Source organism: Klebsiella sp. 10, assembly GCF_018223925.1.
Classification (GTDB): Bacteria; Pseudomonadota; Gammaproteobacteria; order Enterobacterales; family Enterobacteriaceae; genus Klebsiella; species Klebsiella pneumoniae.
Genome location: NZ_JAGRRB010000001.1, coordinates 424,376 through 437,611 on the forward strand (window position 1 = coordinate 424,376; position 13,236 = coordinate 437,611).

The 13,236-nt window shown below is 59.2% G+C and carries 12 protein-coding genes; 7 read left to right on the plus strand and 5 right to left on the minus strand.

The features are described from left to right. Positions 1–155: 155 nt before the first annotated feature. The 3 genes from KHQ26_RS02170 to pcaH all read right to left on the minus strand — a co-directional run bounded on the left by KHQ26_RS02170 (position 156) and on the right by pcaH (position 2,614). Positions 156–1,079: a LysR substrate-binding domain-containing protein gene (locus tag KHQ26_RS02170; protein ID WP_004143800.1), complete on the minus strand. Its 924-nt coding sequence runs from the start codon at positions 1,077–1,079 to the stop codon at positions 156–158. 177 nt (positions 1,080–1,256) lie between these two features. Continuing rightward, positions 1,257–1,877 carry a protocatechuate 3,4-dioxygenase subunit alpha gene (gene pcaG, locus KHQ26_RS02175; protein WP_004143799.1) on the minus strand — a complete coding sequence of 207 codons (621 nt, stop codon included), beginning with the start codon at positions 1,875–1,877 and terminating at the stop codon, positions 1,257–1,259. Beyond that, on the minus strand, positions 1,874–2,614 hold the full coding sequence (pcaH, locus tag KHQ26_RS02180) for a protocatechuate 3,4-dioxygenase subunit beta (protein ID WP_020804081.1): 741 nt from the start codon (positions 2,612–2,614) through the stop codon (positions 1,874–1,876). The genes pcaG and pcaH overlap by 4 nt, the downstream gene beginning before the upstream one ends. Before the next feature lie 239 nt (positions 2,615–2,853). Between pcaH and KHQ26_RS02185 the strand changes: the two genes are divergently transcribed. Together KHQ26_RS02185 and KHQ26_RS02190 are read left to right on the plus strand one after the other, a co-directional pair. Continuing rightward, positions 2,854–4,197 (plus strand): VOC family protein, encoded by a 1,344-nt coding sequence (locus tag KHQ26_RS02185; RefSeq protein WP_002907549.1) that lies wholly within the window; start codon positions 2,854–2,856, stop codon positions 4,195–4,197. Between the two features lie 41 nt (positions 4,198–4,238). After that, complete coding sequence (locus tag KHQ26_RS02190) at positions 4,239–5,744, plus strand: carboxylesterase/lipase family protein (protein ID WP_211777838.1); 1,506 nt, start codon at positions 4,239–4,241, stop codon at positions 5,742–5,744. Positions 5,745–5,790: 46 nt separating this feature from the next. Here the strand turns inward: KHQ26_RS02190 and KHQ26_RS02195 are convergent, their stop codons facing one another. Further along, a complete protein-coding gene (locus KHQ26_RS02195) occupies positions 5,791–6,879 on the minus strand; it encodes an NAD(P)-dependent alcohol dehydrogenase (RefSeq protein WP_020804076.1) in 1,089 nt (362 codons plus the stop codon). Between the two features lie 437 nt (positions 6,880–7,316). Here KHQ26_RS02195 and KHQ26_RS02200 point away from each other — a divergent pair, with 437 nt between their 5' ends. Together KHQ26_RS02200 and rimL are read left to right on the plus strand one after the other, a co-directional pair. Beyond that, complete coding sequence (locus KHQ26_RS02200; RefSeq protein WP_002907489.1) at positions 7,317–8,972, plus strand: glucan biosynthesis protein D; 1,656 nt, start codon at positions 7,317–7,319, stop codon at positions 8,970–8,972. A 53-nt stretch (positions 8,973–9,025) separates the two neighbouring features. After that, complete coding sequence (gene rimL / locus KHQ26_RS02205; protein WP_002907487.1) at positions 9,026–9,604, plus strand: 50S ribosomal protein L7/L12-serine acetyltransferase; 579 nt, start codon at positions 9,026–9,028, stop codon at positions 9,602–9,604. Here rimL and ydcK read toward each other — a convergent pair. Beyond that, positions 9,590–10,570, minus strand: a complete 981-nt coding sequence (gene ydcK, locus KHQ26_RS02210; protein WP_020804082.1) for a YdcK family protein — start codon at positions 10,568–10,570, stop codon at positions 9,590–9,592. The two genes, rimL and ydcK, sit on opposite strands and share 15 nt — an antisense overlap. Before the next feature lie 111 nt (positions 10,571–10,681). Here ydcK and tehA point away from each other — a divergent pair, with 111 nt between their 5' ends. The 3 genes from tehA (at position 10,682) to KHQ26_RS02225 (ending at position 13,208) form a co-directional block, all read left to right on the plus strand. Beyond that, a complete protein-coding gene (tehA, locus tag KHQ26_RS02215) occupies positions 10,682–11,686 on the plus strand; it encodes a dicarboxylate transporter/tellurite-resistance protein TehA (RefSeq protein ID WP_002907483.1) in 1,005 nt (334 codons plus the stop codon). Beyond that, on the plus strand, positions 11,683–12,279 hold the full coding sequence (gene tehB, locus KHQ26_RS02220; RefSeq protein WP_002907481.1) for a tellurite resistance methyltransferase TehB: 597 nt from the start codon (positions 11,683–11,685) through the stop codon (positions 12,277–12,279). Before tehA ends, tehB begins: the two co-directional genes overlap by 4 nt. A 260-nt stretch (positions 12,280–12,539) precedes the next feature. Further along, the gene (locus KHQ26_RS02225) at positions 12,540–13,208 is read left to right on the plus strand and encodes a DUF3313 domain-containing protein (protein ID WP_004184252.1); all 669 of its coding nucleotides are present in this window, start codon (positions 12,540–12,542) and stop codon (positions 13,206–13,208) included. Positions 13,209–13,236 lie beyond the last annotated feature (28 nt).

Sequence of the window (13,236 nt, forward strand, 5' to 3'; positions counted from 1 at the left end):
TCGAGACATGATAGATCTGTTAAAGAAGTTTGCGCAAATGTTAATAAATAATTTCGCACTAAATGATTATTTTGCCGAATATGTCTAACGTTATGGGGAGCGGCGTCGGCGCGTTTGCAGGTTCCCCGGCCGCTGCGGGCCGGGGAGAAAGGGGGTCAGGCAGGCATGGACTTACGGATAGCGCTGAGCAGCGTCTGCGTACCCGGAGTCAGTGTCGCATCGACGCGGGTTAAAATGCCGATGGGCTCTCCGGCGCCCTGGGTGGCGATCGGCAGGGCGGTTAGCACGCCACGGCGAAGATCGTCTTTTACCGCCCCGGAAGGGACAAACCAGACATAGTCAAAATCCACCGTCAGCTGGCGCGACAGGGAGGCGGAGAGGGTCTCGATGCAGCCGGCGGGCATCTTACAGCCCTGGCTCTGGAGCAGCGCTTCGGCGTTTTGCCGCGGCACGGTGCCTTTAGGTGAGACCACCACCGGCCACTCCATCACCCGACTAAGGGTCACCGTCTCCTGAAGCAGGGGATGTCCCGGGCGAACCACCAGCTTCAGGGATTCAAGGAACAACAGTTCGTAATGCAGCCCGCTCATCAGCTCCGGGTCGGACATACGTCCAATGCCGATGTCGATCTCCCCGGATTTTAAGCCGGCAAGCAGCATGGTGTTGTTCATAGTGGCGACCTGCAGCGTGATATCTTTTTGCTGCTTGTGAAACTGGCCGATCACCGTCGGCAGGATCCCCAGCGCGGCGGTGGGCAGCGCGCCGATGCGCACGATGTCGTTATTCAGGCCCTCTTTGCGGTTCAGCGCCTGGCCGGCCGAATTAAGGGCGTCAAGCACCTTAACGGCATGCGTCAGAAACTGTTCGCCGACCAGGGTTAGCTGCGCCCCAAGACGACCCCGCTCGAACAGCCGGGTACCGGTCAGCTGTTCTAGCTCGTTAAGCGTTTTCGAGAGTGCTGGCTGGCTCAGATTTAATGTTTCAGCCGCGCGCCCCAGCGTTCCCTGTTGAGCGACGGCCACGAAGGTGTGTAGATGGCGCAAGCGAATGCGCTGACTGAAGAGACCATTTTTTTCCATAGTAAGATGATGTTAAAAACACAGCGGTGAAAGAGACAAGCGGACTTGTTTAAATTTGATAACCAGATAGCAAAATATTATTAACATTTGAGTTGGTTACATGACAAGATCTTTCCCTGTGGTTGAAAACGCCTTCGCCCCGCAGAACCGGGGCGAAGGTGGTGGTCACCGCGACGGCTAAATATCGAAAAAGACGGTTTCGTTCTCGCCCTGCAGATGAATGTCAAAACGATAGACCACTTCCGTACCGCGAACCTCGCGCTCGGCGATTAAGGTTTTGCGCCTCACCTCCCACTCGATGAGATTCAGCACCGGGTCGCTGGCGTTGGCCGCGTGTTCATCGGCAAAGTACATCCGCGTATTCAGGCCAATATTGATCCCCCGCGCCACCACCCACAGGTTGACGTGCGGCGCCATCAGCCGGCCATCGCGACCGACCACCGGGCCCGGCTTGATGGTTTCAAAGCGCCAAATGCCGGAGGTGAAATCAGAGCAGGTACGCCCCCAGCCGCGGAAGGCCGGGTCGACGGCTTTCTGCTGTTGACGATCGTCAGGATGGTTATAGCGACCCGCGGCGTTGGCCTGCCAGATCTCCAGCAGCACATCGCGGACCGGCGTCCCGGAGCCGTCGATAACCCGGCCTTCAATGGTGATGCGCTCCCCGGCGGTATCGGCGGTAGTGAGGACCGGGCCAAAATTTTTCTCAAAAATATGAAAGCCTGCGGCGTCCGGCGCCAGGCCGATATGAACATAGGGTCCCGCCGTCTGCGAGGCGGTTTCAGGCAGATACTCTTTCATCGGGCGGCCCCCTGAGTGCGATTTTCAAACAGCGTGGCGCGGTGGCCGCGCAGAACAAGGTCGAAGCGGTAGGCCAGACAATCCAGCGGTACGGCGGCGTGCATGTCCAGCTCGGCGATCAGCGTGCGCACGGCGTCGTCATTCTTAATAGTCCTGACGATCGGGCACTGCTTAATCAGCGGGTCGCCTTCAAAATACATCTGGGTGATCAGGCGCTGGGCCCAGGCGTCGCCCGAGAGAGAAAAATGGATATGCGCCGGACGCCAGTCGCTGGCCTGGTTGCGCCAGGGGTAGGGGCCGGGTTTGATGGTGCGAAAACAGTAATAGCCGTTTTCATCGGTAAGCACCCGGCCGCAACCGCCAAAGTTCGGGTCAATCGGCGCCAGATACTGATCTTTTTTATGCCGGTAGCGACCGCCAGCATTGGCTTGCCAGACTTCGACCAGCATATTTTTCATCGGTCGGCCGAATCCATCGCGCACGTAACCGTGGACGATGATCCGCTCGCCGATAGGCAGGCCTTCTTTGGCATAGTTCAGGATTAGGTCATTATCCAGAGGGCCGAGGTCGTCGCGGCTAAATACCGGGCCGGTGATCTCTGACAGCGAGTTCTGCAGAGAGATGAGGGCGTTTTTTGGCGAGCGCAGGACGCTGGTTTTATAGCCCGGCGCGTAAGCGGGCGGGTGGCTACTGTAATCGCGATGGACAACCTCACGTGGGGACCATTTGTCGTTCATAGGGTACTCCGTGTAGACGGTAGAGGGGCATATTGTTGTAATGTCGCCAGAAGCAGTGTGTGTAAATGTATTGTTAATTTAAAGTGAAATTACCGGGTGTTTTTCATAACTATGGGTTATGTTTTGCGCAATGACCTGGACCGGCGGCAGGTTATCGCCATCACAGTTTGTAAATTCTTCCCCCCGCGGCGAGGCAGCTTTCCTACACTCCAGGAAGTATTCACTGGAGGTAACACATCATGGCGAACACCATCACGGCTGATGAGATTCGGGAGCACTTTTCGCAGGCCATGTCGGCCATGTACCAGCAGGAAGTTCCGCAGTACGGAACGCTGCTGGAGCTGGTGGCTGACGTCAACCTGGCGGTACTGGAAAATAATCCGCAGCTGCATGAACAGCTCGCTAACGCTGACGAGCTGGCGCGCTTAAACGTGGAGCGCCACGGCGCGATTCGCGTGGGCACAGCGGAAGAACTGGCGACGCTCCGTCGCATGTTTGCCATCATGGGGATGTATCCCGTTAGCTATTACGATCTCTCGCAGGCCGGCGTGCCGGTCCACTCCACGGCGTTTCGTCCCATCGACGATGCCGCGCTGGCGCGCAATCCATTTCGGATTTTCACCTCGCTGCTGCGCCTGGAGCTGATTGAAAATCGCGCCCTGCGCGAGCGGGCCGAGGCGATCCTCGCGCGGCGCAAAATCTTCACCCCCCGCTGCCTGGCGCTGATTGCGCAGTATGAAGCAGAGGGCGAATTCACCTCTGCCGACGCGCGCGAGTTTGTCCAGGAGGCGCTGGAGACGTTCCGCTGGCACCGGCAAGCCACCGTCGATGAGGAGACTTACCATGCTCTGCATCGCGAGCACCGCCTGATTGCCGATGTGGTCTGTTTCCCGGGGTGTCATATCAACCATCTCACGCCGCGGACGCTGGATATTGACCGCGTCCAGTCCCTGATGCCGGAGTGCGGTATTGAACCCAAAGCGTTGATTGAAGGGCCACCGCGCCGGGAGGTCCCGATCCTCCTGCGGCAGACCAGCTTTAAGGCGCTTGAGGAGCCGGTGATGTTCGCCGGAGAACACCGAGGCACCCATAGCGCCCGCTTTGGCGAAATTGAGCAGCGGGGCGTGGCGCTGACGCCGAAAGGGCGCGCGCTGTACGATCGGCTGCTGCAGGCGGCAGGAACCGGGAAAGACAATCTCAGCCACCAGCAGCATCTACAGGAGGTGTTTAGCGAATTTCCCGACAGCGAATTTCTGCTCCGTCAGCAGGGGCTGGCCTGGTTTCGCTACCGCCTGACGCCCACGGGTGAGGCACATCGCCAGGCGTTTCGCCCGGGCGACGATCCGCAGCCGCTGATTGAGCGCGGGTGGGTGGTCGCCCAGCCGATTATTTATGAAGATTTTTTACCGGTCAGCGCGGCGGGCATTTTTCAGTCCAATCTGGGCAACGAAACCCAGGCGCGCAGCCACGGGAACGCCAGTCGCGAGGCGTTTGAGGCAGCTCTGGGCTGCCCGGTGCAGGATGAGTTTGAACTATACCGACAGGCGGAGGAGCGCAGCAAACGACGTTGCGGTCTGCTGTAAAATCAGTACCCTGCTGGCATCAGCCTTACAGGGAGCAGGTTATGCAACATCCGTCGAAACCGTTGGCGAAAACCCGTCAGGGAACGCTGGCCGGGAGCGCAGAACAGGGGATTCATATCTGGCGCGGCATTCCGTACGCCGCGCCGCCCGTGGGCCCGCTGCGCTGGCGCGCGCCGCAGCCAGCCGCCCGCTGGCAGGGGGTACGTCCAGTCGAGACCTTTTCCGCCGCCAGCTGGCAGGACATTGACTACTGCCGCGAGCTCGGCGGCGGCGATCCTGGCGCCTTCAGCGAAGACTGCTTATATCTCAACGTCTGGGCCCCGGCCAGCGCAGCGCAGCCGCTGCCGGTGATGGTCTGGCTGCACGGCGGCGGGTTTACCATCGGCGCCGGCAGCCTGCCGCCTTACGATGGCAAAGCGCTTGCCAGCCGCGACGTGGTGGTGGTGACAGTTAACTACCGGCTGGGCCATCTAGGCTTTTTCGCCCATCCGGCGCTGGAAGAAGAGGCGGGCGAACGTCTCTATAATTTCGCGTTGCTCGATCAGATTGCCGCTCTGCAGTGGGTTCAGGAGAATATCCACGCCTTCGGCGGGGATGCCGCCAACGTCACGCTGTTTGGCGAATCCGCCGGGGCGCGCAGCGTGCTGTCGCTAATGGCCTCCCCGAAAGCGAAAGGGCTGTTTCATAAAGCGATTATTCAGAGCGGGTATACGCTACCCGATCTGCCGCGGGAAAAAGCGCTGGAAAAAGGGCGCCTGCTGGCGGAACACTTCGCCTTACCGCAAGCCAGCGCTGAGGAATTGCGGGCGATCCCGGCGGAGGCCTTCTGGTCGCTCACCGCGCCGCTGAATACCGGGCCTGCGCCTATTGCCGGAGACGCGGTGCTGCCGCAGCCGATGCTGGAGACCTTCTTTGCCGGCCGCCAGCATCCGATACCGGTGATGATCGGCTCCAATAGCGATGAAGCCAGCGTGATGGCCGTGTTCGGCGTCGATATTGCCGGGCAGATCCAGAAGCTGCGCCGAGAGCGCCGTCTGGGGCTGGGGCTGATCAAACTCCTCTATCCCGGCGTGAAGGGCGATGAAGCGCTGGGGCGGGAAGTATGCCGCGACATGGCCTTCACCACCCTTGGTTATGTAGTGATGCAGGCGCAACAGTGCGTGGGTCAGCCGTGCTGGCGCTACTGGTTTGATTATGTCGCGGAAGCGGAGCATGACGCCTACCCGCATGGGGCCTGGCATGGCAACGAGGTGCCCTACGTGTTTGATAACCTGCGGTTGACCGACCCGGTGCGGCAGTACGCCAGCGAAGCGGATCTGGCCTTCGCCGCTCAGGTCGCTGACTACTGGACGCAGTTTGCCCGCCTCGCCAGCGGCGAGCAGACGCTTTCCGGCGCGGTGCGCTGGCCGGCGTGCCTGCGCGGGCGGGATCGCCTGTTGCGCATTGGCTTGCATAAGCGCGCCGGGTTTAAAGTGGAGAACCGCTTTATGCGCGCCAGACTGGCGCTGTTTCGCCGGGTGATGAAGCATCACGTGACGCTGGAATAAATCCCATAATGCGCAACTGTCGCCACCGACCGGTGGCGACGTTATCTCACATGACCACCACCGGCTTGATCACCTTGCCGGACGCCGAATCGGCGAAGGCCTGGTTGATATCGGCCAACGGATAGCGGGCGATAAGCTTATCGATAGGGAATTTTCCCTGTTTATAGAGTTGCACCAACAGCGGAATAAACAGCGCCGGCACGGCGTCGCCTTCAATCACCCCGACCAGCGATTTTCCCTCCGCCATCAGGTCGTTCTGCACGTTAAGGGTGATATCTCCGGTAAAGCCCACAATCGCCACCGTTCCCAGCGGTTTCACCGCGTGTACGGCCTGCAGAACGATAGCGGAGACGCCGGTCGTTTCCACCGCGTAGTGGGCGCCTTTACCGGTGATTTGTTTAATCACGGCGACGGCATCCTGTTCCTTGCCGTTGATCTGATGGGTGGCGCCCAGTTCGCCCGCCAGGGCGAGGCGGCTGGCATGGATATCCACCGCGATAATGTGTGAACAGCCGGTTAATTTCGCTGCCATGATGGCGCTGAGCCCCACCGCGCCGCAGCCAAACACCACCAGCGATTCGCCGACCACCGGTTTCAGGCGGTTGAGCACCGTCCCGCTACCGGTCTGGATACCGCAGCCCAGCGGGCCGAGCAGGGTGAGATCAACCTCCGGGTCGACCACGACCGCGTTGCTGGCGCGGGTGACCACATACTGGCTGAAAGACGACTGGCCAAAGAACAGGGACAGATCCTGGTCTCCCAGCCGGTAGGGGGTGGTGCCATCCTCGCGTCGGCCGCCAAAATTAAGCGTATTAAAATCTTCGCAAGCCGAAGGGTGGTTGCTTAAACAATTTTCGCAGTGGTGGCAGGCGGCGTAGCTGAGCACCACGTGGTCTCCTACCCTGATGCCGCTAACCGCCTCGCCGACGCTGGCAACGATCCCGGCGCCTTCATGGCCGAGGATCGCCGGCATAGGCACCACCCCGGGGTTGTCGCGCATCACGGCGTCGGTATGGCAGACGCCGGTGGCGACAATTTTCACTAATATCTCGTCCTTCCCCGGCGGGGCGACCTCGACGTCTTTGATGACAAAAGGCTGCTGGTAGCCCAGCGTGACGGCTGCTTTCACTTGCATGGCATGACTCCTGAATGAATTCCCTGGAGAGCGTGGCGGGACAGCCCGAACGGCTCTCCCCTGTTGGCCGCTAACGTGAAGAAAGATAGCGGTTATCGGGGAAAAGTTAGCACCAGGCGCGATGGAAATTTGCGCGAATCGTGCCTAAAAAACGCGCGCGGCGAGGAGCGATACATGGGGTGAATATTCAGCACTGGAGAATAGATTTCCCTTGAATAGTCAGGGGTAAAAAGCGGCAGGCAGCGTGTATGCCCAGGCTACACGTCAGAGGAAATGAAAAAAACAGGCTGTTCCTCTGGACAGGGCTTTTTTACCTTTTTTCTGCTGGCAACAATTGGATTATTAATCGTTTTTGTCTAGAGTGGGCGGAAATTATCACGCAGCGTGATGACGCGTTGCGAATCAATTCACCCGTGCAGAAGGACGCTTTCTCAGGCATGAACCGCAGACGTTTTCTTAAATCTTCCATGGCTGTTGCCGCCGTATGCGGAACGTCAGGAGTCGCTTCCTTATTCAGTCAGGCCGCTTTTGCCGAAGACGCGGGCATTGCCGACGGGCAAACGCGTCGTTTTGATTATGCTGTTCTGCAGGCGATGGCTCACGATCTGGCGCGCCAGCCGTGGGGCGGCGCCCCGCGCGATCTGCCGCCGACGCTCGCCAATCTCACCCCGCAGGCCTATAACAGCATCCAGTATGATGCCAACCACTCGCTGTGGAACAATATTGAAGAGCGTAAGCTGGACATCCAGTTTTTCCACGTCGGGATGGGGTTCCGTCGCCGCGTGCGGATGTTCTCTTTAGACGCCAGCACCCAGCAGGCGCGCGAGATCCACTTCCGTCCGGAGCTGTTTAAGTACAATGACGCCGGTGTGGATACCCGTCAGCTGGAAGGACAGTCTGACCTCGGCTTCGCCGGGTTCCGGGTGTTTAAAGCGCCGGAGCTGGCGCGCCGCGATATCGTGGCGTTCCTCGGCGCCAGCTACTTCCGCGCGGTAGACAGCACCTATCAGTATGGCCTGTCGGCCCGCGGTCTGGCGGTGGATACCTTTACCGATACCCCGGAAGAGTTTCCCGACTTTACGTCGTTCTGGTTCGAAACGGTCAAAGGGGACGCCACGGTGTTTACCGTTTACGCGCTGCTGGACAGCCCGAGCATCACTGGCGCCTACAAGTTCACCATCCACTGCCAGGATACCCAGGTTATCATGGACGTGGAAAACCACCTGTACGCCCGCAAGGATATCAAACAGCTGGGTATCGCGCCGATGACCAGTATGTTCAGCTGCGGCAATAATGAGCGGCGGATGTGCGACACCATCCATCCGCAAATCCACGACTCCGATCGGCTGTCAATGTGGTTGGGCAACGGGGAATGGGTCTGCCGGCCGCTGAATAACCCGCAGAAGCTGCAGTTCAATGCCTTCCAGGACAAGAACCCGCGCGGCTTTGGTCTGTTGCAGCTGGACCGTGATTTCTCCCACTACCAGGATGTGATGGGCTGGTATAACAAGCGTCCCAGCCTGTGGGTTGAGCCGCGTAACCAGTGGGGCAAAGGGGCGGTCAGCCTGATGGAGATCCCAACTACCGGCGAAACGCTGGATAATATCGTCTGCTTCTGGCAGCCGGAAAAGGCGGTGAAGGCGGGCGACGAACTGGACTTCCGCTACCGTCTTTACTGGAGCGCGCAGCCGCCGGTGAGCACTCCGCTGGCGCGCGTTCTGGCCACCCGCACCGGGATGGGGGGCTTCCCCGAGGGATGGGCGCCGGGTGAACACTACCCGGATAAGTGGGCGCGTCGTTTTGCCATCGACTTTGTCGGCGGCGATTTGAAGGCGGCCGCGCCGCGCGGTATTGAACCGGTGATCACCCTCTCCAGCGGGGAAGCGAAGCAGATTGAGATCCTCTACGTCGAGCCGTTCGATGGCTACCGGATCCTTTTCGACTGGTATCCGACCACCGACTCAACCGACCCGGTGGAGATGCGTCTGTTCCTGCGCTGTCAGGGAGAAGCCATCAGCGAAACCTGGCTCTATCAGTATTTCCCGCCGGCAGCAGATAAACGCAACTACGTTGACGACCGGATCATGAAATAACCCTGAGTCACCCGACGCCCGCAGGCAGTCCCTGCGGGCCAGAAGAGAGCGCTATGACCGCAGATATCCCAGCAGTACCTGAGTCGATCCCGGTAACCGACGCGCTGACGCTAATCGCCATTGATGAGCGCTACGTTAGCGACCTGCACCAGCTGGTGGTCAAAAACCAGCGCTGGCTACAGCAGTCGCTCAGTTGGCCCGCCGAGGTGCGCAGCGAAGACGAGACCCGCCGCCATGTGCAGGGTAACGTGATGCTGCATCAGCGGGATTACGCCAAAATGTTTTTGCTGTTTCTCGATAAGCAGCTAGTCGGGGTACTGTCGTTCAATCAGATCGAGCCGCAGAATAAAACGGCCTATATTGGCTACTGGATCGATGAAGAGCACCAGGGGCAAGGGCTGCTTTCCCGTTCATTACAGGCCTTTATCCGCCATTATGCCGCCAGCGGGCTGGTGCGCCGGTTTGTGATCAAATGCCGGGTGGCGAACACCCGCAGCAACCAGGTAGCGTTGCGCAACGGGTTTGTTCTGGAAGGCTGTCTCCGACAAGCCGAGTATCTGAACGGTAGCTATGACGATCAGAATATCTACGCCCGCATTATTGACCGCGATGAGGCATTAAAGCGCGCCTAACAGCGGCGTGCGGGTGATGTGCTGCTGGCCGTCAAGCGTTTTCGGGCCGCGCAGATGAATGGCCTCTCCCTCCTGTGCGGCAATCTGCACCTCGTCATTGATGGAGACCTGGTGCTCAACGATCACATCGCCGATGATGACTGTCCGCCCCTGGATCAGCACATCGTCGTCGAGCAGAATCGGACCACCTCGCAGCTGCGCCTCGCCGCCGACCATCGCCCGATGCTTCAGCAGGCAGTTGCCTTCAATCACCGCATTCTCTGCCACCTGCGAACTGTAGCGTACGGTGGGAATGGCATCCTCTCCGCGACCGGCGATCAGGCGCGCGTGCCCGTATACCCGGGCGTTATCGCACACCCAGACGTCGTTTTCTTCGTTCCCTTCAAGTCTTGCCTGGTCAAACACTTCCGCCCGATGTTCGACAAACGCATGCTCAACGAAGGCATCGCCGTAGATTTGCGCCTGGTGGAGAATGCGCGAGGCGCTGACGGTGGCTCGCTGATAGATCTGCAGGACTTTGTCGCGATCGGCGGTTAACCCGCGCGCGGCAATCACCTGGCAGTGGGGGAGAAGACGCGCCTCGTCGGCAAGGCGACAATAACCGCGCACCTGGCTCTGCGTAACCGTGACGTTGTCACTGATCTGCGCGTGATGGCTGATCTGCGAGGTGTGAATGCAGGCCCGTCCGCCGATGGTGGCCTCATGGCTGACCACGCAGAACCCGGTTAAGCGGGCGTCGTCGCGGATGCGCGCCCCGGCGAAGACCACGCTGTTGACATCGTAGATCCAGCACTCCCCCTGCTGGCTGAGAGCGCATTCCTCATCCACCCAGCCGCCTTCGCTGCCCGCTTTAACGTCAGCGAAATCAATAAGCGCCACGATCTGGCGCAGGGTGACGCTTTGTTTGCCATGCTCTTCCTCATAACAATACTGCCGGGTCTGTTCGCTGAGACGGTATTTACGCATGGCCGATCCTTATTACTTATGGTTAACATAAACATAGCAAAGATCGCCATAGCGCGCGGGATAAGGTTCCTTTAGAATGCAACTTCAAATTAAATTGATATCATCAATAAAATGAATAAAACGCAAACGCCGCGGCAGGTGCTAAACCTGCCGGCGGGTTATTTTGGCATGGTGCTCGGCACTATCGGAATGGGCTTCGCCTGGCGTTACGCCAGCACCCTCTGGCCGGTCAGCCGCAGCATTGGTGATGGGCTGGTGACGCTGGCGATGGCGATGTGGGTCCTGCTCAGCATGGCGTTTATCAGCCGGGCGATCCGCTTTCCGGCGAGCGTGCTGCGGGAGATGCGTCATCCGGTGAGCAGCAGCTTCGTCAGCCTGTTTCCGGCCACCACGCTGTTGGTGGCGATTGGTTTGGCTCCCTGGTGCAGGCCGCTGGCGATCGGGCTGTTTGTGCCGGGCGTGGCGCTGCAGCTCGCCTATGCCGCCTGGCAAAGCGGTGGGCTATGGCGGGGGAACCATCCTCGCGAGGCCACCACGCCGGGGTTGTATCTGCCGACAGTAGCCAATAATTTTATCAGCGCGATGGCCTGCGGCGCGCTGGGATTTTCCGATGCCGGACTGGTGTTCCTCGGCGCCGGGGTCTTCTCCTGGCTGAGCCTCGAGCCGGCGATCCTCCAGCGTCTGCGCAGCGCAGGCGAGCTGCCGACGCCGCTGCGCACCTCGCTGGGGATCCAGCTGGCGCCTGCGCTGGTGGCCTGCAGCGCCTGGCTCAGCGTCAACGGCGGGGAGGCCGATACCTTCGCTAAGCTGCTGTTTGGTTACGGCCTGCTGCAGCTGCTGTTTATGCTCCGTCTGATGCCCTGGTATCTTCGTCAGCCGTTCAATGCTTCTTTCTGGAGCTTTTCGTTCGGCATTTCCGCGCTGGCCACCACCGGTCTGCATCTCGGCCAGGCCAGGGGAGACGGCTTTTTTCATCATCTGGCGATGCCGCTATTTATTTTTAGCAATCTGGTTGTCGGCCTGCTGCTGCTGCGTACAGCGTTGCTGTTGGTCAGCGGGAAACTGTTGCTCCAGGTCGACCGGGAAACACTCCTGAATAAGAAGGAAGGATCATGACAAAGCGTGACGCGGATTATTTTAGTCAAAAATACAGCCTGACCCGCACCCATTCCGAGGTGCTGCATGCCGCGACGATTGTGCCGCCGGGGCGGGCGCTGGATCTGGGCTGCGGCAACGGGCGTAACAGCCTTTATCTGGCGGCGAACGGCTTCGCGGTGACGGCGTGGGATAAAAATCCGATGAGCGTCAACAATCTGGAAAGTATTCGCGCCGCCGAGCGACTGGATAATCTGCAAACGGCGGTGAAAGACCTCAACAGCCTGAGCTTTGACGGCGAGTATGACCTGATCCTCTCCACCGTAGTGATGATGTTCCTCGAGCCTGACACCATCCCCGGCCTGATCGCCAATATGCAGCGCTGCACCGCCGCCGGCGGCTATAACCTGATTGTGGCGGCGATGGATACCGAAGACTATCCCTGCACCGTCGGCTTCCCGTTTGCCTTTAAACCTGATGAGCTTCGTGATTATTACCAGGGCTGGGAGCTGCTGAAATACAATGAGGACGTCGGTGAGCTGCATCGCACCGACGCCAACGGCAATCGCATCAAATTGCGCTTCGCCACCCTGTTGGCGCGCAAGCCTGCCTGATTCGCCGCGGCGTGGGAAGCTGAGCATGGCCCGCGCCGCATTCCCCGCCAGAGCCTGGGCAAGACAGAGACCCGTTGCGGCGAAAATGAGCCTGGAAAACCGCGCGATACCCCTTTTAAGTGATTATTTATTAACGTAATGTTCAGGCCATCAATATTTATAAATCTTCCTTGACGAAGCCCTTTTTTTGTCACAAAACTAGTGAGTCCTATTTGCTATAACGTCTGCCGAAAAAAAACTGCATTTACAGGGATCTCTCTATGCGTACTCGCGTTTTACTGAAAGTCGCCGCTCTGGCGGGAATATTGGCGTTGACCGGCTGTGCGGCGAAAGTGGCGCAACCGGATCAGTATTCGGGCTTCTTAAAAGATTATTCCAGTTTGAAAGAAACGACCTCTGCCTCCGGCAAGCCGGAGCTGCGCTGGATCGATCCGAACTTCAATCCGGCCAACTATGACAATATCGTTTATCACCCGGTGACCTACTATCCGGTACCGAAGCCGACCACCCAGGTAGGGGAGAAGGCGCTGCAGGATATTCTTAACTACACCAACAAAGAGCTGAAACAGGCTATTTCCGAGCGTAAACCGCTGGCCACTACCGCCGGCAAGCGCAGCCTCATCTTCCGCGGGGCGATCACCGGGGTGGACTCCAGCAAAGAGGGGCTGCAGTTCTATGAAGTGATCCCGGTCGCTATGATTGTCGCCGGCACCCAGGCCGCCACCGGCCATCGTACCATGGACACCGATCTGTACTTTGAGGCGGAGGTCATTGACGCCAGCACCAATAAGCCGGTCATCAAGGTCGTACGTAAAGGGGAAGGCAAAACCCTGGCGAATGAGAATACACCGCTGACCGTCGATACCCTGAAGCAGGTTATCGATGATATGGCGGTCGACGCCGTTAAATTCGATCCCTCTCAGCGTTAATCGTGCCAGCGCCGTCTGACGACGGCGC